The organism is Paraburkholderia sp. SIMBA_054 (assembly GCF_046534875.1).
GTDB lineage: Bacteria > Pseudomonadota > Gammaproteobacteria > Burkholderiales > Burkholderiaceae > Paraburkholderia > Paraburkholderia hospita.
In genome coordinates, this window is record NZ_JAWRXV010000003.1 from 186,812 (window position 1) to 211,115 (window position 24,304).

25 protein-coding genes are annotated in these 24,304 nt (G+C 62.4%); 11 read left to right on the forward strand and 14 right to left on the reverse strand.

What is annotated here, in order from left to right; genetic code table 11:
• Position 1 precedes the first annotated feature (1 nt).
• The 7 genes from SB822_RS05415 to SB822_RS05445 all read left to right on the forward strand — a co-directional run bounded on the left by SB822_RS05415 (position 2) and on the right by SB822_RS05445 (position 4,171).
• Entirely contained in the window at positions 2-1,162 is a 1,161-nt protein-coding gene (locus SB822_RS05415; RefSeq protein WP_410854220.1) for a DUF1501 domain-containing protein, read from the forward strand.
• Positions 1,163-1,216: 54 nt separating this feature from the next.
• On the forward strand, positions 1,217-1,462 hold the full coding sequence (locus SB822_RS05420) for a YXWGXW repeat-containing protein (protein WP_410854221.1): 246 nt from the start codon (positions 1,217-1,219) through the stop codon (positions 1,460-1,462).
• Positions 1,463-1,600: 138 nt separating this feature from the next.
• Entirely contained in the window at positions 1,601-2,086 is a 486-nt protein-coding gene (locus SB822_RS05425) for a VOC family protein (protein WP_007583012.1), read from the forward strand.
• Positions 2,087-2,179: 93 nt separating this feature from the next.
• Complete coding sequence (locus SB822_RS05430; protein WP_086916910.1) at positions 2,180-2,656, forward strand: VOC family protein; 477 nt, start codon at positions 2,180-2,182, stop codon at positions 2,654-2,656.
• A 107-nt stretch (positions 2,657-2,763) separates the two neighbouring features.
• Positions 2,764-3,288, forward strand: a complete 525-nt coding sequence (locus SB822_RS05435) for a GNAT family N-acetyltransferase (RefSeq protein ID WP_410854222.1) — start codon at positions 2,764-2,766, stop codon at positions 3,286-3,288.
• A gap of 257 nt (positions 3,289-3,545) precedes the next feature.
• A complete protein-coding gene (locus SB822_RS05440; RefSeq protein ID WP_007583018.1) occupies positions 3,546-3,818 on the forward strand; it encodes an AbrB/MazE/SpoVT family DNA-binding domain-containing protein in 273 nt (90 codons plus the stop codon).
• Positions 3,819-3,826: 8 nt separating this feature from the next.
• Positions 3,827-4,171, forward strand: a complete 345-nt coding sequence (locus tag SB822_RS05445) for a type II toxin-antitoxin system PemK/MazF family toxin (RefSeq protein WP_410854223.1) — start codon at positions 3,827-3,829, stop codon at positions 4,169-4,171.
• A 13-nt stretch (positions 4,172-4,184) separates the two neighbouring features.
• On the opposite strand, the gene SB822_RS05450 is transcribed toward SB822_RS05445, so the two are convergent.
• Positions 4,185-4,904, reverse strand: a complete 720-nt coding sequence (locus tag SB822_RS05450) for a GNAT family N-acetyltransferase (protein ID WP_410854224.1) — start codon at positions 4,902-4,904, stop codon at positions 4,185-4,187.
• Between the two features lie 218 nt (positions 4,905-5,122).
• Between SB822_RS05450 and SB822_RS05455 the strand changes: the two genes are divergently transcribed.
• The 3 genes from SB822_RS05455 (at position 5,123) to SB822_RS05465 (ending at position 7,677) form a co-directional block, all read left to right on the forward strand.
• Positions 5,123-6,337, forward strand: coding sequence for a DUF2252 domain-containing protein (locus SB822_RS05455; RefSeq protein WP_410854225.1), 1,215 nt, complete (start codon positions 5,123-5,125; stop codon positions 6,335-6,337).
• A 248-nt stretch (positions 6,338-6,585) separates the two neighbouring features.
• Entirely contained in the window at positions 6,586-6,912 is a 327-nt protein-coding gene (locus tag SB822_RS05460) for a hypothetical protein (protein WP_007583025.1), read from the forward strand.
• 180 nt (positions 6,913-7,092) lie between these two features.
• Positions 7,093-7,677, forward strand: a complete 585-nt coding sequence (locus tag SB822_RS05465; RefSeq protein ID WP_007583028.1) for a flavin reductase family protein — start codon at positions 7,093-7,095, stop codon at positions 7,675-7,677.
• 25 nt (positions 7,678-7,702) lie between these two features.
• Here the strand turns inward: SB822_RS05465 and SB822_RS05470 are convergent, their stop codons facing one another.
• The 13 genes from SB822_RS05470 to SB822_RS05530 all read right to left on the reverse strand — a co-directional run bounded on the left by SB822_RS05470 (position 7,703) and on the right by SB822_RS05530 (position 21,012).
• The gene (locus SB822_RS05470; RefSeq protein WP_410854226.1) at positions 7,703-8,548 is read right to left on the reverse strand and encodes a GyrI-like domain-containing protein; all 846 of its coding nucleotides are present in this window, start codon (positions 8,546-8,548) and stop codon (positions 7,703-7,705) included.
• A 90-nt stretch (positions 8,549-8,638) separates the two neighbouring features.
• Positions 8,639-8,998 carry a nuclear transport factor 2 family protein gene (locus SB822_RS05475; protein ID WP_410854227.1) on the reverse strand — a complete coding sequence of 120 codons (360 nt, stop codon included), beginning with the start codon at positions 8,996-8,998 and terminating at the stop codon, positions 8,639-8,641.
• Positions 8,995-10,464 (reverse strand): DHA2 family efflux MFS transporter permease subunit, encoded by a 1,470-nt coding sequence (locus tag SB822_RS05480; RefSeq protein WP_410854228.1) that lies wholly within the window; start codon positions 10,462-10,464, stop codon positions 8,995-8,997. The genes SB822_RS05475 and SB822_RS05480 overlap by 4 nt, the downstream gene beginning before the upstream one ends.
• Positions 10,465-10,596: 132 nt before the next feature.
• Positions 10,597-11,268: a glutathione S-transferase gene (locus SB822_RS05485; protein WP_007737602.1), complete on the reverse strand. Its 672-nt coding sequence runs from the start codon at positions 11,266-11,268 to the stop codon at positions 10,597-10,599.
• Positions 11,269-11,383: 115 nt separating this feature from the next.
• Positions 11,384-12,607, reverse strand: coding sequence for a dienelactone hydrolase family protein (locus SB822_RS05490; RefSeq protein WP_410854229.1), 1,224 nt, complete (start codon positions 12,605-12,607; stop codon positions 11,384-11,386).
• Between the two features lie 75 nt (positions 12,608-12,682).
• Positions 12,683-14,323: an AMP-binding protein gene (locus tag SB822_RS05495; RefSeq protein WP_410854283.1), complete on the reverse strand. Its 1,641-nt coding sequence runs from the start codon at positions 14,321-14,323 to the stop codon at positions 12,683-12,685.
• Positions 14,324-14,390: 67 nt separating this feature from the next.
• Complete coding sequence (locus tag SB822_RS05500; protein ID WP_086916916.1) at positions 14,391-14,789, reverse strand: RidA family protein; 399 nt, start codon at positions 14,787-14,789, stop codon at positions 14,391-14,393.
• Positions 14,786-15,229, reverse strand: a complete 444-nt coding sequence (locus tag SB822_RS05505) for an acyl-CoA thioesterase (RefSeq protein ID WP_410854230.1) — start codon at positions 15,227-15,229, stop codon at positions 14,786-14,788. Before SB822_RS05505 ends, SB822_RS05500 begins: the two co-directional genes overlap by 4 nt.
• The gene (locus tag SB822_RS05510; protein WP_410854231.1) at positions 15,226-16,422 is read right to left on the reverse strand and encodes an acyl-CoA dehydrogenase family protein; all 1,197 of its coding nucleotides are present in this window, start codon (positions 16,420-16,422) and stop codon (positions 15,226-15,228) included. The genes SB822_RS05505 and SB822_RS05510 overlap by 4 nt, the downstream gene beginning before the upstream one ends.
• A gap of 2 nt (positions 16,423-16,424) precedes the next feature.
• Positions 16,425-17,276 (reverse strand): enoyl-CoA hydratase family protein, encoded by an 852-nt coding sequence (locus SB822_RS05515; RefSeq protein ID WP_410854232.1) that lies wholly within the window; start codon positions 17,274-17,276, stop codon positions 16,425-16,427.
• A gap of 30 nt (positions 17,277-17,306) precedes the next feature.
• A complete protein-coding gene (locus SB822_RS05520) occupies positions 17,307-17,864 on the reverse strand; it encodes a MarR family winged helix-turn-helix transcriptional regulator (RefSeq protein ID WP_353554889.1) in 558 nt (185 codons plus the stop codon).
• Positions 17,861-18,640, reverse strand: coding sequence for an SDR family NAD(P)-dependent oxidoreductase (locus SB822_RS05525; RefSeq protein WP_410854233.1), 780 nt, complete (start codon positions 18,638-18,640; stop codon positions 17,861-17,863). Before SB822_RS05525 ends, SB822_RS05520 begins: the two co-directional genes overlap by 4 nt.
• Positions 18,640-21,012, reverse strand: a complete 2,373-nt coding sequence (locus tag SB822_RS05530; RefSeq protein ID WP_410854234.1) for a bifunctional salicylyl-CoA 5-hydroxylase/oxidoreductase — start codon at positions 21,010-21,012, stop codon at positions 18,640-18,642. Before SB822_RS05530 ends, SB822_RS05525 begins: the two co-directional genes overlap by 1 nt.
• A gap of 883 nt (positions 21,013-21,895) precedes the next feature.
• On the opposite strand from SB822_RS05530, the gene SB822_RS05535 reads away from it, so the two are divergent.
• Positions 21,896-24,076, forward strand: a complete 2,181-nt coding sequence (locus tag SB822_RS05535) for a TonB-dependent siderophore receptor (RefSeq protein WP_410854235.1) — start codon at positions 21,896-21,898, stop codon at positions 24,074-24,076.
• Positions 24,077-24,304: the final 228 nt, after the last annotated feature.

The window sequence follows — 24,304 nt, forward strand, 5'->3', positions numbered from 1 at the left end:
CATGCTCACTCGCCGCAGTTTCGTGCGCACCGCAGCCGCTGGCGCGGGCGCGATGCTCGTCGCGCCGCAGATCGTGTTCGCGCGCGCCGCGACCGACCGCCGCTTCGTGTTCGTGATCCAGCGCGGCGCCGCCGATGGGCTGAACATCGTCGTGCCGTACGCGGACCCTGCCTATGCGTCGCTGCGTGGCGCGCTGGCCGTCGATACGTCGGCTTCGACGAAGCTGGACGGCACGTTCGCGCTGCATCCGTCGCTCGTGCAGATCGGGCAGATGTACGGCCGGCGCGAGGCGCTGTTCGTGCATGCCGTCGCGTCGCCGTATCGGGACCGCTCGCATTTCGACGGACAGAACGTGCTGGAGACGGGCGGATCGTCCGCGTATCAGGTGAAGGACGGCTGGCTCAATCGGCTCGTCGGCATGATGCCCGGTGCAGCGTCGACGACGCACGAGAACGCGATCGCGTTCGCGCCGACCGTGCCGATGGCGTTGCGCGGTGCGGCGAACGTCGCGTCGTATGCGCCTTCCGGGCTGCCGCAGGCACCCGACGATCTGCTCACGCGCGTCTCGCAGCTCTACGAACAGGACGCGCAGTTGCGTCCGCTGTGGGAATCCGCGATGGCGGCGCGCGGTCTCGCGGGCGATGCGGGCGCGCGCCAGGACCCGGCGAGTCTCGGCAAGCTCGCGGCCGGGTTTCTGTCGCGCGAAGACGGGCCGCGTATCGCGATGATCGAAACGGGCGGCTGGGACACGCACAGCGCGCAAATGCCGCGCCTCGCCGCACAACTCAAAGCACTCGACACGATGCTCGCTGCATTGCGCGACGGGCTCGGACCGGCGTGGAGCAAGACGACGGTGCTGGTCGCTACTGAATTCGGCCGCACGGCTGCTGCGAACGGGACGGGCGGCACGGACCACGGCACGGCATCCGTCGCGATGGTGATCGGCGGCGCGGTGGCGGGCGGGCGCGTCGTCGCCGACTGGCCGGGCTTGCGGCAAAGCGATCTGTACCAGGCGCGCGACCTGAAGCCGACGGCCTCGCTCGACGCGCTGATCACGGGCGTCGCGAGCGAAAGCCTCGGGCTCGATCCGCACCGGACTTCGCGCACGCTGTTCGCGCAAGCGGGCAGCGCGCAGCCGATGACGGGCCTGATTCGTGTTTAGGCCGCGCGAGCCGATTTAACAATCAAGCCGAATCCCTAGTCGATCAACAGGGAGATGAACTCGACGATGAATGGTCTGAACCTGAAATCCACGAAACTGCGCGCGCTGCTGGTGGCCACGCTCTGCGCATCGACACTTTCCGCCTGCTATGTCGTCGAGCCTGCGCGGCCGGCGCAGCCCGCACCCGTCGCGGAAGTGATACCCGCGGCGCCTGCGCTGGGATATCGGTGGGTGAAGGGTCACTATCGCTGGGAGGGCAATCACTGGGCATGGGTGCCGGGGCAATGGCGGCCCGTTTGACCCCGCTTGATCCGGTGCGAAAAAAATAATCGGTTGCACGTGTCGATCTGAAGATGGCTCACTCGTCGTAGTGGTGAAGACTCGCTAATCGGGCGAAACTTCTTCACTCATGAAACTCTTCACATCAGGAGACACGACATGTCCACGCCAGCCGTCAAGCCCATCCCCGAAGGGATGCACACGTTGACACCGCACATCATCGTCGCGGGCGCGGCCGAAGCAATCGAGTTCTACAAGAAAGCGTTCAATGCAGTCGAGCAGGTGCGCCTGCCCGGTCCCGGCGGCAAGCTGATGCATGCGCAGCTGAAAATTGGCGATTCGACGCTGATGCTGGTCGACGAAATGCCCGATTGCGGCAACGGCGCGTCGTTCGGGCCGAAGGAACTGAAGGGCACGCCTGTCGTGCTGCACCTGTATGTCAACGACGCGGACGCCACCATCGCGCAAGCCGCGGCAGCGGGCGCGAAGGTCATCATGCCCGCCACCGACATGTTCTGGGGCGACCGTTACGGCCAGGTCGAAGATCCGTTCGGCCACCGCTGGTCCGTCGCGACGCACAAGCGCGACGTCACGCCCGACGAAATGAAATCGGCGATGGAGCAGATGGCGCAAGGCCGTCAATAACGTCTGTCGCGGGCGCGTGAATCGGTGCGCGGTGATGCATCGCGCATTTCGCCGCACGCTGCCGCGCCCGATACAACCATCCAAGGAGATGTGATGGACAAGATTGCCACGTGCCTGTGGTTCGACGGCAATGCGGAGGAAGCCGTCCGGTTCTACACGGGCATCTTCGGGAATTCGAGCATCGGCGACATCACGCATTACGGCGAGGCGATGCCCGGCAAGGCTGGTGAAGTGCTGACGATCACCTTCCATCTGGAAGGCCGCGAATTCCTCGCGTTGAACGGCGGCCCGCAGTACACGTTTTCTCCGGCGATTTCGATGTTCGTGAAGTGCGAATCGCAAGAGGAAGTCGACACGTTGTGGGACAAGCTGCTCGAAGGCGGCGGCTCGCCGGTGCAGTGCGGCTGGCTGACGGACCGCTACGGCGTCTCGTGGCAGATCGTGCCGACCATGATGATGAAGTTTCTGACAGACAAGGACCAGGCGAAGGTCCAGCGCGCGATGCAGGCAATGATGCAAATGGTGAAGCTCGATGTGAAGGCGCTCGAAGCGGCTTTCAACGGGCAGTGATTTCTGTTGAGCGTGGCGCGCGCCGCGCGTGAATGGCTTTTGCTGCGGCGCGCGTATCTGCGATCATCGGCGCTTTCCTCCTGGCCGGCTCCCGCCGGATACGCGCGATGAATCCTTCCGTCCCTGAGGTTGAAACCGACCGTCTGATCTTGCGTCCTCACGTTCGCGAGGACTTCGACGAGAGTTACGCGCTGTGGTCCGATGAGACCGTTACGCGCTTTATCGGCGGAAAGCCGTTCAGCCGTGAAGAGGTATGGTCGCGGCTGCTGCGCTATGCCGGGCACTGGGCGCTGCTCGGCTACGGCTACTGGGTGATCCGCGAGAAAAACAGCGGCCGGTTCGTCGGCGAGATCGGCTTTGCGGACTACCAGCGCGACATCGAGCCGCCGCTCGGCGCACCCGAGATCGGCTGGGCGTTGATGCCGTCGATGCATGGCATCGGCTATGCGACGGAAGCCGTGCGCGGCGCGCTGACTTGGGCCGATGCGAAATGGCCTGAGCGTGAGACCGTGTGCATCATCGCGCCGGACAACGTGGCGTCCCGGCGGGTTGCGGCGAAATGCGGCTACGTCGAGACGCGGCAGGCGACATACAAAGGGCATCCGACCGGGGTGTTTTGCCGCGCTGTCTAAGAGTTTTTCGGGCTTTTCCTAGGGTTCCTATATCTTCCGGCCGAATTGTTTGAGGCCGCCGTCGATGCGATATTGACTGCGCGAATGCATCGGTCATCTGAACCACCCAATCGCACGTAGATACAGCGTTGACACATCAACCCGCGCCGCGTAGCATCATGGTATCTACATTGTAGATACGCGCGGCGCTTCTGCTCCCTCGTGGGGTTTCAAAGGAGGCAATCGTGTATCTGGATTTCTCGGGCGAAGGTGGGGCTATGGCTATTCAGACAATCAAGCGGTGGGGCAACAGTCTTGCGGTGCGCATTCCCGCAAGCCTGGCGGAGGAACTGCACCTGCGCGAAGATCAGGAAGTCGACATGGTGGTAGCGGATGGAGCGCTCGTCGCAACGCCCGCCATCAGGACGTTCAATTGGGACGAGTATCGCGAGCAACTCGCGGCGCGGCCCGGCGACGTGCATCCGACCATCGATCATGGCGTGGCTGTGGGTTCCGAACTTGCCGATCCAACGGACCAGGACGACTGGTAAGGAGCAACATGAAGAACGGCGTTCCCGAAATCGGCGATGTGTGGTGGATGAGTCTCGAACCCGTGGTCGGGCACGCGCAGGGGGGCAGTTATCCACGGCCCGTGGTGGTGTTGTCGCACCACGAGCACAACGGTCCGGCACAGCGCATTGTGGCCGTGCCGTGCACGTCGAAGATACGCGGCTTTTCGACGGAGATTCCCGTCTCCGCGTTGTCAAAGCCGTGCGTCGCGCTGATCGACCAGATCACCACGCTCGACTGGGTGGCGCGGCGCGGTGAATTCAGGGAAGAGCGGATCGCGCAGCCCGAACTGGATGCGATCCGCCGCAGTTTGAAAGCATTCCTGATGATGTAACGGTGTCGCCGCGTTACGGGCGTTGTGCCGCAATGCACGCCTGCAACGTGCGCCGCTGCGTGCCCTGCGCGTCGAAGTTCGCTTCGTCGAGCCATTGCGCGAAGCCGGCGCGCAGCGCCGGCCATTCGCTGTCGATGATCGAGAACCACGCCGTATCGCGGTTACGGCCTTTGTAAGTCACGGCCTGCCGGAAGATGCCTTCGTACGTGAAGCCGAAGCGGGCCGCCGCGGCGCGCGACGGCGCATTCAGCGAATCGCATTTCCATTCGAAGCGCCGGTAGCCGAGTTCGTCGAATACGCGCTGCATCAACAGGAAGATGGATTCCGTTGCCATGCGCGTCTTTTGCAGACGCTGCGAAAACACGACGAAGCCGACTTCGATCACGCCGTTCGCCTTGTCGATGCGCATCAGCGAAAGCGTGCCGATGGCTTTGCCCGTCGCGAGATCGATGACGGTGTGATGCAGCGGGTCGGGGGAAGCCGCGCAGGACGCGAGGAAGTCGCGGTACGCTTCGCGTGTGTCGAACGGGCCTACCGAAAGATAGGTCCAGTCGCGGCCGTCGGGCGCGGCGCTGTCGGCGTCGTATAGATCATCCGCGTGGCGTTCGACGTCGACCCGTTCCAGCCGGCAGTAGCGGCCTGTCATCGGCTGATCGCCAGGCGCCTTTGCGGGCTGCCACTGTGGCATGGGTTCGCCGATAGCCTGGCCGTATTCGTTGACTCGTTGCACCACGTCATTCTCCCGTCGCGTGTACCGTTTGAAGTATGCCAAGCAGGCACGATACGGCAAAGGCTGCGCGCCCGTAAGAACCAGGTGGGCGCGATTCGATGGAGCCAGCATCGCGGTGTCTCGCCACCGGTCGTGAAAGGTGCGCCGATTGCGAACGTTTGGAAGTGAAAGGCTGGCGGTACAGAATGATCCCGATCATTCCCCATTCGTGAGAGGTCCGCATGCTCGACGTTGCTGATGAAATCGCCCGGTTCAATGCGGGCCGTGACCCCGAACGCCTCGCAATGAAATACGCGCGCATGCGCGCGTCGCCATTCGTGTTTCTGCGCGGAACCTGTCATCTGTTCTACAAGCGTCTGTCCAAAGGCACAGTGCTGGACGGCGCGCCGCGCGCGTGGATCTGCGGCGACTTGCATCTGGAGAATTTCGGCAGCTACAAGGGCGACAACCGGCTCATTTATTTCGACATCAATGATTTTGACGAGGCATGCCTGGCGCCCTGCCTGTACGAAATGATCCGTCTGCTGTCGAGCGTGCTGGTAGCGGCCGACGACCTGAAGCTCAGTCGCGCCGAGGCACTCGCGCTGTGCCATACGGCAACCGACGCCTACGCCGCCGCGCTGCGTTTTGGCAAGGCGCGCTGGATCGAAGAGGAGACGGCCGAGGGTATGGTCGGCGAACTGTTCGCGGCTTTGCACCAGCGCTCGCGCGTCGATCACCTGAACCGGCGCACCGAATTGAAGGGGAAAAAGCGGACGCTGCGCGTCGACGGCAAAAAGGCGCTGCCTGTCTCAGCCGAAGCGCGCGCCAAGGTCGTCGCGTTCATGAACGATTTCGCGAAGCGCGAGCCGAATCCGCAGTTCTACGAGATCATCGACGTCGCGCGCCGCATTGCGGGTACAGGCAGTCTGGGCGTCGAGCGCTATGTGATTCTGGTCGAAGGCAAGGGCTCGCCCGACGGCAATTACCTGCTCGACATGAAGCTGGCTTTGCCGTCCGCCACCGCGCCGAACGTTCATACGCCGCAGCCCAAATGGGGCAGCGAGGCCGAGCGCGTCGTCGAGATTCAGAGGCGCAACCAGGTGGTGTCGCAAGCCTTCCTGCATGCCGTCGAGTTCGAACAGCGGCCGTTCGTGCTGCGCGGCCTGCAGCCATCGGAGGATCGCGTCGCGCTCGACAACTGGAATGGCAAGCTGCCACGGCTGGAGTCCGTCGTACGCAACATGGCCGAGCTAGTCGCGTGGGCGCACTTCCGCAGCAGCGGAAGGCAGACTTCCGCAATCGCCGACGACCTGATCGCCTTCGGCGAAGACGGCAAATGGCAATTGCCGTTGATCGAACTCGCGACGCAGTGCGAAGCGCAGGTCGTCAGCGACTGGAAGGCATACTGCGAAGCGTTCGATCGCGGCGCCTTCAAACTGAACGCGAAGGCGTGAATGTTCAGGTTCGAACGTTTCGGACCGTACGTTCGAAAAATCCGAATATGTTGCCGGGCTTTACGGCGACAGGCGAGATGTGTAAATCTGGTGGTGCGTCGTGGTCAAAAAGTGCGTCGTTTTTTCTGGGTCCGTTCGCCCTGCAAGTCCCGGACCGCGCTAGTACCCGACGCCGTGAGCGGGCGCGCCGCCCGTAAGGCATAAACAATGCCTCCCTATGAGTCACTTCCACGACAGGAGACGGCACTATGGAAATCGAAGCGACCGCATGGTACCCGCTGGACGACTATGCGCCCGTGCGAGATGGGTGGTACGAAGTCCAGCTGGTGAGCGGAGACACGGCATTCGCTAAATTTATCGAAGGCGGATGGTCGGAGAAGCCGCTTCTCGTGTTCACCCACTGGCGCGGACTGAGCGAAGATCCCGCCCGCGTGGATGAACCGGAAACCATCGACGCGGAGGCCACGGCAGCCGAGGGCGTGCGTGCCGCATGGAACGCCTTCTTCCCCGGCGCGAACGGCGAAGCGCACAAACCGCTCGACGTCACGCACGGCAAGCCACCGACGACGCACTGAATTTGCATCCATGCGGATCTGCGGGCGGCGCATTGGCGCCGCCGTTTTTTTGCCCCGCGTTTTTGCATCTGCTTTTCGCATGAAGCATGCTCGTGCGGCAGCTTTGCTGCCATGGCACGCAAGCTTGGCGTTTTGCCCGGCTTCGCTAGAATGCAGCGATCGATATCGCGAAGGTCTCTCATGCAATCATTCCGGCAACCCGTCGATCTGGCACGTGCGACGCGCCTTCTGAACCATGGTCCCGTCACGTTGATCACGAGCGCACACGACGGGCGCTCGAACGTGATGGCGGCTTCGTGGGCCATGCCGCTGGATTTCGTGCCGCCGAAACTCGTCGTCGTGATCGACGCGAAGACATTGACGCGTCAACTGGTCGAAGCGAGCGGCGTATTCGGCCTGCAACTGCCCACGCGCGGCTTCGCGCGCCATACGCTCGCGGTCGGCTCGAACGCCGGCGTCGAAATCGACAAGTTCACCGCGCTCCAGCTCGAGACGTTTCCGGCCGAAAAGATCGATGTGCCGATGCTGGAAGGGTGCGTGGCGTGGTTCGAATGCAAGGTGATTCCCGACGACGCCCAGCGGCACGATCTGATCCTCGCCGAAGTGGTCGCGTGCTACGCGGACAGCCGCGTCTATTCGGACAACCGCTGGCACTTCGGCGACGATCACGACATGCGCACCTGCCATTACGTCGCGGGCGGCACGTTCTTCGAAACCGGCGACACGTTTGAAGTCGAAGCCGCGCCCGTCGGCGACACGCGCTGATTCGCGTCCGCGCTGGGTTCGCGCTTCAGTTCCTGAGCGGCAGCCAGATTTCGACGCCGCCCATGCCCGTCACGGGATTGAACTGCTCGCTGTAGCGCTCGAAGTTGGGCGCATCGGCGGGGGCGTGCCCGGATTCCGGCAGCCACTTGTTCCAGATCGTGTTCCACGTGCGGCGTATCGTCGAAATGTGCTCGCTGTGCGTGAACACCGCATAGCGCTGCGTGCCGATGCGCACGCGGCTCAGTTCATCGGGCAAGCCCGAGAAATCCGCGACTTCCACACCGCACAGATAGTCGAAGTTGCCTGAGTCGTCGGCGTTGTAGCAGACTCCGTACGCGACGCGGCCGATCTGTCCGGGCACCTTGCCGAAGATCGCGTTGAAGCGCTGCCATTGCGCGGGAATGCCCGAGCTGCTTTCACAGTTGTAGCGTTCGCTCGATCCCGCGACGAGCAACGGTTTGCCGTCCATGAAACGCGGCGGCTCCAGATGGGCAAGAAGTGATTCATCCATTTTGATCGGCTCCACGAGTGCGAGGTTGTCGAGATGACCTTGCGCGCGCAACGTTTCGGGCGTGAGCCCGAACTGCTCGCGAAACGCGCGCGTGAATGCCTCGTGAGAGCCGTAACCTGCGTCGACCGCGACGGCGAGGATATCCGGCGCACCGCGCGCAAGTCGCCGCGCCGCTTCCGTCAGGCGGCGCGCGCGCACATAGCGCATCACCGCATGGCCCGTTGCCGCTTCGAACGCGCGCGACAGATGAAAGCGCGAGACGCAACCGCAACTGGCGATATCGTCGAGAGACAGTTCCTCATGGAAGTGGCTTTCGATAAACCACAACGCCTTTCCCGCAGGGTTTCCGATCAAGTTCATACGGACTCTCGTTTCGGCATGAACCCAGCATATCGATTGGACGGACCGTTCATTTGATCGCGCTTGCGGTTCTGCAGATGCAGCGGCCCGTCATTCCGCCGATACGTCTTTCGCGGGCGACCCGAAATAGACCTGCACTTCGACGATCTTGCCGTTCTCGATCCGGAAGAACTCGGTATTGCGAAACGCCTCGCGATTCACCGGTTTGCACGCATAACGCACGAACGCTTCGCTTCCTTCGCTGAACAGCTTCTCGATCTGAAAGAACTCGACCTGTTCGTTGAACGGCCAGCAGCGTTCGAAGTATTCGCGCCGGTCGATATGATCGTCGCGTGGACTGGTGAAATGAAAATCGTCGGCGAGGATCGCTTCGATCGCCGCGCGGTCCTTGTGCCGATACGCCGCGAAGCAGCGGCGAACCAGATCGGGAACATCCGTGGTCTTGCTCATGGCGATTGCTCCATCTGCTGCTTCAACGTGTCGCCGTCGCGCTCACGTTGCGCGGCGGATGGCGAGCCGGGCCGCAGCAACGCGCCGCCGATCGTCGCAGCCATGGCCGCGAAGATCGCGCCGACGAGAAACGCAACGTGATAGCCGCTCGCGAGCGCAGCGGGCGTATCGGCTTGCTGCGCACCGCTGCTCGCCGATTGCGCGGCCGCGAGACTCGCCAGGACCGCGAGTCCCAATGCGCCGCCCATCATGAACGACGTGTTGACGATGCCCGACGCGAGCCCGGAATCCGCGGGATCGACATCGCTCATTGCAGCGAGCAGCATCGGATTGAACGCGACGCCCGCGCCCACGCCGAGCAACACCATGCCGGGCAACACATCGACGACGAAGTGTCCATCGACGGGGGCGCGCGCAAACAGCAGCAGCCCGAGCGCCGCGAGAAACAGGCCGACGGCGAGCGGCCGCCGGATGCCGAAGCGCATCACCATGCGCGCCGACAGGCCGAGCGAGAAAAAGCCCATGATGAGATTCGCGGGCAGGAACGCGAGGCCGACCTGAAGCGGCGCATAGGCGAGCACGCGCTGCAAATAAAGCGCCGAGATGAAGAACCACGCGAACATCGCCGCTGCCCACAACACGCCGACCACGTTGGCCGTCGCGACATTGCGCAACGTGAAGAGCTTGAGCGGCATCAACGGATGCGCGACGCGCGCCTCGATGATGAGAAACGCGCCGAGCAGCGCCAGCGCGACGCCGATCAGGACGACGGTTTGCGCGGACAGCCATCCCGCCTCGTTGCCGTTGACGATTGCGTAGACGGCCAGCATCAGCGACGCGGTCACGGTTGCCGCGCCCGCGACGTCGAGCCGTTCGCCATGCGCGTGCCCGCGGCCGGCCGGCATCAGCGCGATGCACGCCCCATACACGGCGATACCGATGGGCAGATTGACGAGAAAGATCCAGTGCCAGCTCAGCAGATTGGTCAGCAATCCGCCGAGCAGCACGCCGATGCTGCCGCCGCCCGCGCACACGAAACCGTAGACGCCCATCGCCTTGGCCCGCTCGCCCTCTTCGGTGAACAGATTCATGATGAGCGACAGCGAGACGGCAGACACGACCGCGCCGCCTAGCCCTTGAATTGCGCGCGCGCAAACCAGCATGACTTGCGAGTTCGCGAGTCCGCATGCGAGCGACGCCAGCGTGAACAGCGTAATGCCCGCGAGGAACAGCTTGCGGTGTCCGTACAGATCGCCGAGCCTGCCTCCGAGCAACAGAAAGCCGCCGAAGGTCAGCATGTACGCATTGACGACCCATACGAGCGCGGTTTCGGAAAAGCCCAGATCGGCCGCGATCGACGGCAGGGCGACGTTGACGATCGTCGTATCGAGCACGATCATCAACACGCCCATGCATAGCACGATCAGTGCAAGCCAGCGCTTTTTGCCTTCGATGTTATGCGTCATGCGCGCGTGTCCTCCTTGGCTGTCGATGCGCTTTCAGTCTAGCGAGCATCCGTTCCAGACGGCAACTGCAATTCCCTGCTCGTGCCCGCTTCTATTCAAGCGACGATCGAATGCAGCCGGAATCGACACGTTTCAGCTCAATAAATCGTACTTGCCGCCGCGTTCGAGCGCGCGCTGATAGGCGGGCCGGGCATGGATCGTGTCGAGAAAACGGGCGACCGACGGATATTTCGCATCGCGGTTGCCGCGCGCGGTGGCGGCTTCGAGCGGGAAGCTCATCTGAATATCGGCGGCCGTGAATTCGCTGCCGACAAAATAGCCGGTTTTGCGCAGCGAATCTTCGATAAAACTCATATGCAGCGCGATCTGTGGATCGATGAACGTGGATTGCAATGTCGACGAGATCTTCTTCGCAATCGGTTTCGCGAAGAACGGCATCGGCGCGCTGCCGATGCGCAGCGCAACCAGCTTCAGCAACAGCGGCGGCATCGCAGAGCCTTCCGCATAGTGCATCCAGTATCTGAACTTCTGGCGTTCGGGCGTGCCGGCAGCCGGCTCGAAGCGGCCTTGTCCATAACGTTCGAGCAGATACTCGATGATCGCGGCGGACTCAGCGAGGGTCTGACCATCGTCAGTGACGACGGGCGACTTGCCGAGGGGATGAACGGCCCGCAGTTCGGGCGGCGCGAGCATCGTCTTCGGGTCGCGCTGGTAACGCTTGATTTCGTACGGCACGCCGAGTTCTTCGAGCAGCCACAGCACGCGCTGCGAACGGGAGTTGTTCAGGTGGTGGACGGTGAGCATGAGCGGGCGGCGAGTCGCGCGGAAAGGCCGTGTATCGGCGGAGCGAACATCATACGAGGCCGCGTGAGAGGGCGGCCTCTATTCTTCGCGATGCTTTACGATGCGCGTGCAACCATCACGCCGACCACTTGTCACCCATCAGCTGATTGGACGGCAGCTTTTCATCGAGTAGCTTGCGCGCGCTTTCGATGCCCGCAACGGGCAAGCCCTTCGGATCGAGCAAGCCGACCTGCACGAGCACGGAAGCCTGATCCCAATAGATATGCTCGTTATACAGCTTGTCGCCGCGGAAGCAGACGACAGCGAGCATCGGCACCTCGAAGTATTTGCCCGTCGGCGCGACGCGCGGCAGCAGCCAGTCGATCTCGCAGCTATGTGTGCAAGCAAAGATGAATTCATCGACGATGCGATCGGAACCGATGGTCCGCGAGATTGGAATCAGCTTCGTGTCCGGTGGATTTGAGTTGACGAAGTGATTCGTATAGAAGCGCTTGAGATTGTCATAACCGACGCCGCCCGTCATGGTCGGCACGTGGTTGACGTATGGCTGCGCGACCATGGTCGGCATCACGGCTTCGACGTCGCGCGTCGCGAACTCGAAATAGCAGTGCTGTTCCCACAGCGTATTCAGATCGTAGATCGGGCCGAGCACCTTGCGCAGCAGCGCGAGCGTGCGCGAGTACGCCATCATCGCGGCGGGCTTGTCGTATTGCGGGCGCGCAGGCGCGGCGAACGCATGATCGCAGCCGGGATACACATACTGCTCGATGTACGCATGCGTGCGAAGCGCGGCCATGATCTGCTCGCGCACGGGCGGCGGGCAGTACGCGTCGTTCTCGGGGAAGTGAAACACCATTGGGCAACGAATGTTCTTCACTTCGTCCAGATACGCTTCGAGCCCGACGCCGTAATAGCTCACCGCACAATCGACGTCCGTGCGCGCAGCCGCGAGCATCGCGAGCTTGCCGCCGAGGCAATAGCCGACCGTGCCGACCTTGCCTTGTTGCTCGGGCAGCGCGCGCAACGCATCGAGCGTCGCGGCGATATCCCGCACGGCGAGATCGACGTCGAACTTCGCGTGGAAGTCGAGCGCGCGCTTCATGTCGTCGCCGTCGTAGCCGAGCACGACATTCGGCTGCATGCGCCAGAACAGATCGGGCACGAGCACGACATAGCCCTCTTCGGCGTAGCGGTCGGCCGTTTGCTTCAGATAGTCGTTGATGCCGAAAATCTCTTGCAACAGCACGAGGCCCGGGCCGGACCCCTGCGCGGGGCGCGCCATGTATGCGTTGAAACGGCCGCCATCGCGAGCGGCGACTTCGATAAAGGAACCGGCCATCAAATGCTCCTCGATTATGGGACGACGGGGACTGCGCGCGTCACCGCTCGCCGTTATCGAATGAAGCTTGATGCGCTACATCGCACGCAAAGCGAACCGCTTGATCTTGCCGGTTTCCGTGCGGGGCAGCGCGTCGATGAAGGCGACGACGCGCGGATACTTGTACGGCGCAACGGTATTCTTCACGAATTCCTGCAACTCCGCGACCAGTTTCTCATCGCCGCTATAGCCCGTATTGAGCACGACGAACGCCTTCACGATCTGTCCGCGTGTCTCGTCGGGCACGCCGATCACGCCGCATTCGGCGACGGCCTGGTGCTGCATCAGCACGCTTTCCACTTCCGGGCCGGAGATGTTGTAACCCGCCGAGACGATCATGTCGTCGGCGCGCGCCTGATAGAACACATAGCCGTCTGCGTCGATATAGACGGAATCGCCGGGCAGGTTCCAGCCGTCGCGCACGAACTTGAGCTGACGCTCGTCGGCGAGATAGCGGCAGCCCGTCGGCCCGCGCACGGCGAGCTTGCCGAGCGTGCCGGTGGGCACGGGGCGCATGTCGTCGTCGACGGCTTGCACGACATATCCGGGCACGGCCTTGCCGATTGCATGCGGCCGCACATCGTGTCCCGCCGACGAGATGAAAATATGAATCAGCTCAGTGCCACCGATGCCGTCGATCATTTCGATTCCGCTCGCTTCGCGCCACAGCGCGCGCGTCGAATCGGGCAGCGCTTCGCCTGCGGACACGGTCTTTTTCAGCGATGCAATGTCGTAGCGCGGAATCAACGGCGCCATCTGCCGGTAGAAAGTCGGCGCGGTGAACATCACGGTCGCCTGAAAGCGCTCGACGTTTTGCAGCAGCGTTTCGGGCGTCTGCTTTTCGATCAGCACTGTCGATGCGCCCGCGCGCAACGGAAAGCACAGCAGCCCGCCAAGGCCGAACGTGAACGCGAGCGGCGGCGTGCCGCAGAAGATGTCGTCGGCGGTGGGCTTCAGAATGTGGCGCGGGAAAAGATCGCACATCGCCAGCACGTCGCGGTGGAAGTGCATGCAGCCCTTTGGCGCGCCTGTCGTGCCGCTCGTGAAGGCGATCAGGCAGACGTCGTCGGCGGCTGTGTCGCAGGCCTTGAATTCAGCCGGCTTTGACGCCGCCAGTGTTTCAAGCGAACCCGCTGCGTCGTCGTCGTGAAAAACCAGCGTGTTTTTCAGGCCTTCACAAAAGTACTCGTCGCCTTGCGTCGCGCAGCGCGCGAGTTCTTCCGTCAGACGCGTGTCGCACAGCGCCGCGCCGATTTGCGCCTTGTCGATGATCTGCTTGAGTTCTTTTGCGCGCAGCAACGGCATGGTCGGCACGACGACGAGACCCGCCTTCAACGCCGCGAGAAACGCGACGGCCATCTGCAACGTGTTCGGCCCGCGCAACAGCACGCGATTGCCCGGCCGCAATCCCATGTCGTCGATCAGCACGTGTGCGCTGCGATTGACCATTGCGACCAGTTCGCCGTAAGTGGTCGCGTGCGGCTTGCCGTCGACATCGGACCAGATCGCAGGCCGATCGCGATGCCCATTTTCGACGGCACGATCGAGCAGTTCAGTCGCGCAGTTGAAACGCGCCGGATACGCGACGTCCGGATTGTCGAGCAGGAACAAAGGCCATTGATTCTGCGGCGGCAAGTGATCGCGCGCGAAAGTATCGACGTGAGCTGACGGTTCCATCATGAAACTCCCCTGCCATACGTGCGTGATGTGCGAAATGGTTTGATCTGCGCTGCCCGCAGCGCGTCTAGTCGGTAATCACGGCGGTTGCTTCGATTTCCACTTTGGCGTCGTCCTCGATCAGCGCGACGACCTGCACGGCGCTCATCGCGATGTCGTAGTCGCCGATCAGTTCGCGGAATGCCTGGCCGATCTCCTTGAGCGACGCGAGGTACTCGCGCTTGTCAGTGACGTACCACGTCATGCGCACGAGGTGCTCGGGCTGTCCGCCTGCTTCGCGCAGTACCGCGAGCACGTTGCGCAGTGCCTGCACGGCCTGTTCGGCGAAGCGTTCGCTCGTCATGCGCGCCTCTTCGTTCCAGCCGATCTGTCCGGCGATAAACACCTGCGTGCCGTTCGCCGCGACACCATTGGCATAGCCCTTCGGCTTGATCCAGCCTGCGGGCAGAAGCGATCGTTTTTTCATGAGCGTTGCTCCTCGGATTGAATGGCCTGCGGCGCGAATGCCGCGAGCGCGGCGGCGATGTCGTTGGGAATGTCGATCGACTGTCCGCTTTCCAGCGATGTCGTGACGAGCACTTGCGCCGCGCGAAAGCGCACTTCATCGGCGCAACGGGCGACGATCGCGATGCCAATCGAACGGCGTCCGATGCGCGTGACATCCAGCGAAAGCGTGATCGTTTCGCCCATGCGGCTTGGCCTCGAAAACTCGCAATCGAGCTTCACGATAGGCAGGCCGACGCGGCGCGTCTGGATCATGTGCGCGTAGTCGATGGCAAGACGCTCGCTGAACCACTCTTCGACGAGCATGTTCGTCATCACCAGATACTGCGGAAAGTAGACGATGCCCGCCGGATCGCAATGCGCGAAGCGGATGCGCATAGGCATGTCGAACGTTGCGCTCATGATTCGCGTTCCTGCTGCGCAGCCGCGTGCGCCTTGAGCAGATCGCGTCCGACGATCAGTTGCTGCACTTCCGTCGCGCCTTCGTAGATGCGCAACGCGCGAATCTCGCGATACAGCCTTTCGACCGTCGTGCCGCTTTGCACGCCCATGCCGCCCCACAGTTGCACGGCGGCATCGATCACCTGCTGCGCGCCTTCGCTCGCGTGCCACTTCGCCATCGCGGCTTCACGCGTGACGCTCTCGCCCTGATCGCGCAGCCATGCGGCGCGATAGACGAGCAGCGCGCTGCTGTCGATGGTCAACGCCATCTGCGCGAGTTTGGCTTGCGTCAACTGAAAATCGCCGAGCGTCTGACCGAACATCTTGCGCGACGCGGCGCGTTCGAGGCCTTCCTGCAACGCGCGACGCGCAAAGCCCAACGACGCCGCCGCGACCGACGTGCGGAAGATATCGAGCGTGCGCATCGCGATCTTGAAGCCTTCGCCGGGCGCGCCGAGCATCTGGCTGCGCGGCACGCGCGCGTTGGCGAAATGCAGACGCGCGAGGGGATGCGGCGCGATCACCTCGATGCGTTCGGCAATCTGCAAACCGGGCGTGTCGGCATCGACAATGAATGCGCTGATACCGCGCGCGCCGGGTGCTTCGCCCGTTCTTGCAAACACGACGTAGAAGTCGGCGATACCACCGTTCGAGATCCACGTCTTGTCGCCGTCGAGCACGTAGCTGTCGCCTTCCGCGCGCGCCTGCAAGGCCATTGCCGCAACGTCGGAACCCGCTTCAGGTTCTGACAGCGCGAACGCTGCAATGGCTTCGCCCCTTGCCACCCGCGGCAAATAGTGCGATTTCTGTTCATGCGTGCCCGCCAGCGTGATCGCGCCCGAGCCGAGGCCTTGCATGGCGAGCGCGAAGTCCGCGAGGCCGTCGTGTTTCGCGAGCGTCTCGCGCAGCAGACACACGGCGCGGGTGTCGATCGTGTCGCCATGTCCGCCGTATTGCGTGCCGCCGACGCCATACTTCAACCAGCCCGCTTCGCCCAATGCGCGCACGAGTTGGCGGCATGTCGCGTCGGCGTCGTCATGCGGCACGTGTGCGAGATGCTGCGAGGCCCATGTTTCCATTCCTTCGGCCAGTTCGCGATGACGCGCTTCGAAGAACGGCCAGGCCAACGCGCCGTGCGGATCTTTCAGCTTCACGGTCAGTCTCCTTCGAATACGGGACGCGATTTCGCTGCGAATGCGCGATACGCGCGCTCGAAATCACGCGTCGTCATGCAGATGGCCTGTGCCTGCGCTTCGGATTCGATCGCTTCGTCGATGCTCATGCTCCATTCCTGATGCAGCATCTTCTTCGTGACGCCGTGCGCGAACGTTGGGCCGGCGGCGAGATCGGCGGCGAGTTTCGATGCTTCGTCGAGCAACGCTTCCGGCGCACACAGGCGGTTGTAGAAGCCCCACGCGTAACCTTCTTCGCCGCTCGCGGATCGCCCCGTGTACAGCAGTTCGGCTGCGCGCCCCTGGCCGATGATGCGCGGCAGGATCGAGCACGCGCCCATGTCGCAACCGGCAAGGCCCACACGCGTGAACAGAAACGCGAGCTTGCTGCGTGCGGTGCCGAGGCGCATGTCGGAGGCCATCGCGAGAATCGCGCCCGCGCCTGCGCAGACGCCATCGACGGCCGCGATGATCGGTTGCGGACAATGCCGCATCGCTTTCACGAGATCGCCGGTCATGCGCGTGAAGAGCAGCAGTTCGGGCATCGGCAGATCGATCAGTGGCGCGATGATGTCGTGCACGTCGCCGCCCGAGCAGAAGTTGTCGCCAGCGCCGTGCATGATCACGACCTTCACGTCGGTTGCATAGGCGAGTTGCCGGAACAGATCGCGCAACTCCGCGTACGATTCGAACGTCAGCGGGTTCTTGCGCTCGGGGCGGTTCAGCGTGATCGTCGCGACGCCCGCGTCGACGGACCAGCCGAAGTGCTTCGCATCATACGCGGCGAGCGTCGTGCGATTGCCGGCCAGCAGGGCCTCGGCAGCGGAACGGGTCATCGTTGTCTCCTCTTTTGCAGATGTCGCGCGTCAGCTCTTGATCGTGTTCAGCAGATGCTGCTTGAGCTTGCCGAGCTTCTGATGTGTGTGCGATTTCTCATCGAGATCGAGGCCGCCGAACATTTCGACGACCCATTGCTCGTGTGCGACGGCCATTTTGTCGAACAGCGCGCGGCCTTCAGGCGTGAGACGGACGCTGATCGAACGGCGGTCGTTCGGATCGGTGTCGCGCGCGACTAGCCCTTCTTTTTCCAGTTGATCCGTAATACCGGTGATATTGCCGCCCGTCACCATCAGACGGCGCGACAGTTCCGTCATCTTCAGGCCTTCGGGATGACGCTCCAGTTGCGCCATCAGATCGAAGCGCGGCAGCGTCGTGTCGAACTCGTTGCGCAGACGCTTGCGCAATTCCGCTTGCACGAGGTTGGTGGTGGTCAGCATGCGCAGCCACAGGCGCAAGCCCATGTGACTGTCCGCGCCCGTGCTCATTTCCATGTCCACGACGTTCTCCGCGGGTTTCGCAATGCCTTTGCGCGTCGGTTTGGTTTCGGCGGCGACGGCCGTCTTCTTCTTTGCAATGTTGCTCATGTGACTTCTCCGCCTGAAACGGAAACAGATTGACCTGTGATGGATTCGGAGCCGGGCATGCACAACCACAGCACGGCATTCGCGACTTCGGCGGGCGCGACGAAGCGGCGCTGCGGGTTGCTGCGCACGAGAACGTCGCGCGCTTCCTGCTCGCTGCGTGAAGTCTTTGCAGTGATCTGGTCGAGCGACGCGCGCAGCAGTTCCGTTTCCGTATAGCCGGGACAGACGGCGTTGACGGTGACGCCCTTCGTCGCGACTTCGAGCGCGAGCGAGCGCGTGAGGCCGATCACGCCATGCTTGGCCGCGCAGTAAGCGGCGACGTACGCGTAACCGATCTGTCCCGCCGTGCTCGCGACGTTGACGATGCGGCCATAGCCGCGTTCGAGCATCGACGGCAACACGGCGCGCGTGCAGAGAAATACGCCCGTCAGGTTGACGTCGAGCATGCGTTGCCACAGCGCCATATCCGTGTGCGCGAAGGGCGCCGCTTGCGCCTGGCCGGCGTTGTTGACAAGCACATCGACAGCGCCCGCAATCGATGATGCTTCAGAAAACGCCTTGTTAACAGCGCTTTCGTCGCACACATCGACGCTGATACAAGCCGCGATCTCGCCATACGCGCTCAAGGATTCGCGCTGCGCGGCAAGACGTTGCGCGTCGCGGCCCATCAGCGTGACGCGTGCGCCAGCGCGAACCAGCGCTTCTGCCGTCGCCGCGCCGATGCCGCTGCCGCCGCCCGTTACGACGGCGTGCTTTCCCGCAAGGGTGCTGTTCATCAAACTGTTCCTTCCGCGCGCTGCGCGCGTTCGATCGGCGACAGCCGCGCATTCTCGGCGGCCTGTGCGCGCTCGCGTTCGTAGTTGCGTTCGAGCTGCGACTTGGCCGCGGTGTACTGCTTCGGCCAGTTGACGTCGAAGTAGCCGATCTTCGCCGCCTCGTTCAGCGTCCACGACGGATTCGCCAGATGCGGACGCGCGACCGCGCACAAGTCCGCGCGGCCTGCTGCGATGATGCTGTTCACGTGATCCGCCTCGGAGATCGCGCCGACTGCGATGGTCGCGATGCCCGCCTCGTTGCGGATGCGATCGGCGAACGGCGTCTGGAACATGCGTCCATACACGGGCTTTTCTTCCTTGCTGACCTGACCCGACGACACGTCGATCATGTCCGCGCCCGCCGCCTTGAACGCGCGTGCGATCTCGACGGCGTCGTCGGGTGTGGTGCCGCCGTCGACCCAGTCGTGCGCGGAGATACGCACCGACATCGGCTTGTCCTGCGGCCAAACCTTGCGCATCGCGGCGAACACTTCGAGCGGGTAGCGCAGGCGATTCGCGAGCGAGCCACCGTATTCGTCAGTGCGATGATTGGTGAGCGGCGAGAGAAAGCTCGACAGGAAATAGCCGTGCGCGCAGTGCAGTTCGAGCCAGTCGAAGCCCGCTTCCGCGGCCATTTCGGTTGCGCGCACGAATTGCGTTTCGATCTCGCGCAGTTCTGCATGCGTCGCTTCGCGCGACCATTGGCTCACGCCGCGCAGGTATTGCTGCGGCGATGCCGACACCAAAGACCAGTTGTCATCGGGCAAGGGCTGATCGATGCCTTCCCAGCTGACGCGTGTCGAAGCCTTCGCGCCCGCGTGGCCGAGCTGCATGCCGATCTTCGCATCGGATTGCCCGTGCACGAACTGCACGATGCGGCGCCACGCGGCGAGATGCTCGGGCGCGTACATGCCGGGGCATCCCGGCGTGATGCGCGCTTCGGGCGACACGCACGTCATCTCGGTCATCACGAGCGCCGCGCCACCCATGGCACGCGCGCCGAGATGCATCAGGTGATAGTCGCCAGCGATGCCGTCGACGGCCGAATACTGCGCCATCGGCGAGACGACGACGCGGTTCTTCAACGTCACGCCGCGCAATTTGAACGGCGTGAACATGGGCGGGACGGAGTGCTTGTCCGGCGCGCGTTCCATGCCCGCGCGCGCCGCCAGCCAGTCTTCGAATGACGAGAGATAGCCGGCATCGCGGTCCCGCAGGTTCTCGTGCGAAATGCGCTGCGAGCGCGTCAGCAGCGAATACGCGAACTGCTCCGGCTCGAAAGCGGTGTAACGGTCGACATGCTCGAACCATTCCGTCGAATTGCGCGCGGCATTCTGGATGCGCAGCACGTCCACGCTGCGCACTTCCGTGTAGTGCGCGAGCGCGGCGGCGAGATCGTGCGGATGCGCGTCGATGCTGTTCGCGAGCTCGATCGCGTCTTCGAGCGCGAGCTTGGTGCCCGAGCCGATCGAAAAATGCGCGGTGTGCGCGGCGTCGCCCATCAGCACGACGGGCACGCGTTTGCCGTCGGCGCCTGTTTTCCAGTGCGCCCATTCGCGACTGACGACACGCGGAAAGCGGATCCATTGCGACGAGCCGCGCAGATGGCTCGCGTTCGACATCAACGGATGGCCGTCGAGGTACTTCGCAAAGAGCCGCTCGCAGAACGCGATGCTGTCTTCCTTGCTCATTTCGTCGAGTCCGGCCGCGCGCCACACGCGCTCGGGCGTTTCGACGATGAACGTCGAGGTTTCATCGTCGAAGCGATACGCGTGCGCCTGGAACCAGCCCCATTCGGTCTTTTCGAACGCGAACGTGAAGGCGTCGAAGAGCTTCTTCGTGCCGAGCCACACGAAGCGGCAGTCGCGCATGTCGATGTCGGGTTGATAGGTTGCCGCGTATTTCTGGCGGATCGCGCTGTTCAGGCCGTCGCTGGCGATGATGAGGTCGGCGTCGTAATCGTCGTCGTTCGTGACCTGGGTTTCGAAGACCAGCTTCACGCCGAGTTCTTCGCAACGCGCCTGCAGGATGTTCAGCAGCCGCTTGCGGCCGATGCCACAAAAGCCGTGACCCGACGAGCGTACCTTCGCGCCGCGAAAGTTGATTTCGATGTCGTCCCAGTGGTTGAACGCGTCGAGGATCATGTCGGCGCTTTTGGCGTCGGCGGCGCGCAGATTGCCTAGCGTCTGGTCGGAGAACACGACGCCCCAGCCGAAGGTGTCATACGGCCGGTTGCGCTCGACGATGACCACTTCGTGCGCCGGATGCCGGTGCTTCATCAACAACCCAAAATACAGCCCAGCCGGGCCGCCGCCGATACAGACAATGCGCATGCTGGTTCCCCAACGTGTGTGCTCGACTTTACTTTAGGTTTTGATAGTTTAGATGTCAAGTAAATTTCGACAGGAAGACGGATTGAGATCCTGCGATTTTGATCCTGGAGATAAAAGGCGTCAGAAGCCTTTATGTGTGGAGTGGCGTTGTTGCCTGGAAACAATCGCTGGTGGGCGGTGACGTCGGACCTTGCGCGAGTCTTTTTGCGTTTCCTCGTACAGCCGTCACGTAGCGTTCGACAACCACGCTGTTAGTCGAACAATACCGATCAGCGCACCGGCGCCCACAATACCGAATCCGGCAGCACGGCGAATATAACGTGCAGCGTTTCCGCGTGGCCGGCGCGCATCCACACTTCTACCGTTGAACCATACGTTCATCGTTTCACTCCCGGTGTCTTCTTAAACCCGTGATGGGCATACACTGTCACGGGTGCGTGGACGTTCCAGCGCGGTCAGCGGTGGTGGCAAGCTTTGCGCGTTCGGCTATCAAAATGACAAGCAATAAATTATTCGTACTCCGAACAATATCGCGAGGCCAGTGACGTTGGGAACATGGATCCGCCCGCCGCCCGTCAGGTGCCGCGATACGTCGTCAAAGTGACAAACGCGCACCTTACACCACCATATCACATTTCCCTGGTAAATGCGAATGAGTCGCATTTGATAGTTTTGGTAAGAAACGCGGCTCGCCCGGTCGAGACCCGCCACCAGTCGGCGCAAGCGCCAACGACGCACGAAAAGCACGCTGTGGCGCGGTCACTACTAAATGTACTAAACGGTCAAATTTCATTGCAATTGCGAATCGTTGTCATTACTATTCACCCGAAATTTCGCCACCGTTTACACCAGGTGTTTCGCAACCCGCCTGCCATAACAACGAATGAAGATTCTGAAGTCTGACCACCACGCGCTTTCTACTCACCGTTTTTTCCGTTACCAGTCGGTTCTCGGCGCGGCGCTGCTCATCAGCGTCGGGCTTGCGCTATCGACGGCACCGTCGCGCGCACACGCGGAGGACGCCGTTGCCGCAGACGCGACACTTCCAACCGTCAGCGTGAAAGCGTCGGCTGATAACAATGGGGCGCAGGCCGACAAGATCAGTGCTGGTGCGCTCGGCACGCTCAAGCAGGTCGACACGCCGTTTTCGACACACGTCGTGACGAGCGAAGAGGCGCAGGATCTGTTCGCGAACACGGCCAACGACCTGTTCCAGTACGACCCTGCCGTGTCGATCACGGGCACCAACGCCATCGGCGAAAACTCGACGTTCAACGTGCGAGGCATGCCGATCGACACGCTCAACAGCATCAAGGTCGATGGTCAGAGCTTCCCGTCGTGGGACACCGATCTCGCACTCGAACCGTTCGAGCAGGTGGAACTGCTGAAAGGGCTGTCCGGCTTCATGTACGGGTTTGGCTCGCCGGGCGGTATCGTCAATTACGTACTGAAGCGTCCGACCGACACGCCGTATCGCAGCTTTTCGGTGGGCTATCAGTCGGCGGGCGTGTTCAGCGAGAAGCTCGACGTCGGCGGCCGCTTTGGCACGGACGACCGGTTCGGCTACCGCTTCAACCTCGTCAACGAAGAAGGCAATACGGCCGAGGCAAATGGTCATCTGCGACGCCAGGTGGCGTCGGCGGCTCTGGACTTCCGCATTACACCGGACCTGACCTGGACGGTCGACGCGTTCTACACGAAGCGCAAGCAGGAAGGCACGATCTTCGGCCTGATGTTCGGCTCGGACGCGGGCGGCATTCCGGACGCCAGTCTGGTCACGCACAATCTGTCGCAGCCGCAGAACTACTACCAGGTCGAAATGGCGTCGTTCGGAACGGGTCTCGACTATCGGCTCTCCGAGAACTGGCACGCGAGCGTGAAGTACCGCTTCGCGAAGGAAAACCGCACGAACTCGGACAGTCTGCTGTACGTGTACAACACGGCCGGCGACTACTCCAACACGCTATATGCGGCGATGACGCGATACTTCTACCAGAACGTCGACGCGATGGTGGAAGGCAAGTTCAATACGGGCAGCATCAAGCACGATGTCGTCTTCGGTGCGGGATATCAATCGCAAGTCACCGAGTACGACAATAGCGAAGGCTGGAACGATGGGTATAGCCTCGGCGTCGGTAACATCTATAGCAGCACGTTCCTGACGAATGCCGACGTGCATATCGGCGAGAACCTATACAAGCAGTCCCGCACGACACAGGCCGCGGTCTACGCGAGCGACACCGTGCAGTTCACGCCGCGCATTTCGGCGCTGCTCGGCTTGCGGTACACGCAGTTCCATCAGTTCACGTACGATCCGACGGGTGCGACCACGGCGAACTACAGCGCGTCTCCCGTGACGCCGACTGTGGCGTTGATGTACAAGACGGACCCGTATTCGACGCTGTACGTCAGTTACGTCCAGTCGCTCGAGCAAGGTGGTTCGGCTGCGAACACCAACCTCAACTACCCGGCGACATTTGGTCCGCTGCGCAGCAAGCAGTACGAAGTGGGCTTCAAGACGGATCGCAGCAAGTGGGGCGCGAATCTCGCGCTATTCCGCGTCGATCAGGGCTACTACTACACGAACTCCGCCAACATTTTCGTTCAGGACGGCACCAAGCGATATACGGGCGTCGACGCGAGCGGCTGGCTTCAGCTTGCCAGCGACTGGCGCGTTATGGGCGGCGTGATGTGGCTCGATACCAAGGCGGTCGATATCGACGATCCGACTATTGAGGGCAAGCGCATCTATGGGGCGCCGCGATGGACGGTGACGGGCCGTGTCGAATACAACCCGTCGTACATGCGTCGCCTTACGCTGGCGTTCGGTGGCCGCTATGTCAGCGATATGGCCGTGGATGCTGCCAACACGCAATTCGTGCCGGCATATACGGTGTTCGATCTGAGCGGCAAATATGAAACGCGTATTGCGGGGAAAGAAGTGACGTTCCGTGCGGGCATCAACAATCTCTTGAACCGCCGTTACTGGACGACCGCGTGGGGCTACTACGTCAGCCCGTCCGCGACGCGTACGGCGGTGGCTAGTGCGACGATGCAATTCTAAGCTGGGCGTTCAAAGAGGTAAGGAGGCGACGGGCACACCATGTCGTGTGACTGTTGCTTCTTCTAATGCGTCCAACGCATTCGACAGCACCAGGCAAACCTATCTTATCCGAACATTCATCGACAGATTGATGCTTCGGATACAGCCAAACGTACGCCATTGATTGACACCTCCCAGGTGTCAGCTTCATTCGATGGCCTTCCTTGCAGATGACAGATTAGTAATCGA

Excerpts from the sequence above, each read along its gene's own strand:
- SB822_RS05420 (WP_410854221.1), top strand. The coding sequence starts at position 1,217 with ATGAACTCGACGATGAATGGTCTGAACCTGAAATCCACGAAACTGCGC.
- SB822_RS05440 (WP_007583018.1), top strand. The coding sequence starts at position 3,546 with ATGGCTATTCAGACAATCAAGCGGTGGGGCAACAGTCTTGCGGTGCGC.
- SB822_RS05445 (WP_410854223.1), top strand. The coding sequence starts at position 3,827 with ATGAAGAACGGCGTTCCCGAAATCGGCGATGTGTGGTGGATGAGTCTC.
- SB822_RS05430 (WP_086916910.1), top strand. The coding sequence starts at position 2,180 with ATGGACAAGATTGCCACGTGCCTGTGGTTCGACGGCAATGCGGAGGAA.
- SB822_RS05520 (WP_353554889.1), bottom strand. The coding sequence starts at position 17,864 with ATGAGCAACATTGCAAAGAAGAAGACGGCCGTCGCCGCCGAAACCAAA.
- SB822_RS05480 (WP_410854228.1), bottom strand. The coding sequence starts at position 10,464 with ATGACGCATAACATCGAAGGCAAAAAGCGCTGGCTTGCACTGATCGTG.
- SB822_RS05435 (WP_410854222.1), top strand. The coding sequence starts at position 2,764 with ATGAATCCTTCCGTCCCTGAGGTTGAAACCGACCGTCTGATCTTGCGT.
- SB822_RS05485 (WP_007737602.1), bottom strand. The coding sequence starts at position 11,268 with ATGCTCACCGTCCACCACCTGAACAACTCCCGTTCGCAGCGCGTGCTG.
- SB822_RS05460 (WP_007583025.1), top strand. The coding sequence starts at position 6,586 with ATGGAAATCGAAGCGACCGCATGGTACCCGCTGGACGACTATGCGCCC.
- SB822_RS05530 (WP_410854234.1), bottom strand. The coding sequence starts at position 21,012 with ATGCGCATTGTCTGTATCGGCGGCGGCCCGGCTGGGCTGTATTTTGGG.
- SB822_RS05470 (WP_410854226.1), bottom strand. The coding sequence starts at position 8,548 with ATGAACTTGATCGGAAACCCTGCGGGAAAGGCGTTGTGGTTTATCGAA.
- SB822_RS05525 (WP_410854233.1), bottom strand. The coding sequence starts at position 18,640 with ATGAACAGCACCCTTGCGGGAAAGCACGCCGTCGTAACGGGCGGCGGC.
- SB822_RS05415 (WP_410854220.1), top strand. The coding sequence starts at position 2 with ATGCTCACTCGCCGCAGTTTCGTGCGCACCGCAGCCGCTGGCGCGGGC.
- SB822_RS05490 (WP_410854229.1), bottom strand. The coding sequence starts at position 12,607 with ATGGCCGGTTCCTTTATCGAAGTCGCCGCTCGCGATGGCGGCCGTTTC.
- SB822_RS05465 (WP_007583028.1), top strand. The coding sequence starts at position 7,093 with ATGCAATCATTCCGGCAACCCGTCGATCTGGCACGTGCGACGCGCCTT.
- SB822_RS05515 (WP_410854232.1), bottom strand. The coding sequence starts at position 17,276 with ATGACCCGTTCCGCTGCCGAGGCCCTGCTGGCCGGCAATCGCACGACG.
- SB822_RS05535 (WP_410854235.1), top strand. The coding sequence starts at position 21,896 with ATGAAGATTCTGAAGTCTGACCACCACGCGCTTTCTACTCACCGTTTT.
- SB822_RS05500 (WP_086916916.1), bottom strand. The coding sequence starts at position 14,789 with ATGAAAAAACGATCGCTTCTGCCCGCAGGCTGGATCAAGCCGAAGGGC.
- SB822_RS05455 (WP_410854225.1), top strand. The coding sequence starts at position 5,123 with ATGCTCGACGTTGCTGATGAAATCGCCCGGTTCAATGCGGGCCGTGAC.
- SB822_RS05475 (WP_410854227.1), bottom strand. The coding sequence starts at position 8,998 with ATGAGCAAGACCACGGATGTTCCCGATCTGGTTCGCCGCTGCTTCGCG.
- SB822_RS05425 (WP_007583012.1), top strand. The coding sequence starts at position 1,601 with ATGTCCACGCCAGCCGTCAAGCCCATCCCCGAAGGGATGCACACGTTG.
- SB822_RS05495 (WP_410854283.1), bottom strand. The coding sequence starts at position 14,323 with ATGGAACCGTCAGCTCACGTCGATACTTTCGCGCGCGATCACTTGCCG.
- SB822_RS05505 (WP_410854230.1), bottom strand. The coding sequence starts at position 15,229 with ATGAGCGCAACGTTCGACATGCCTATGCGCATCCGCTTCGCGCATTGC.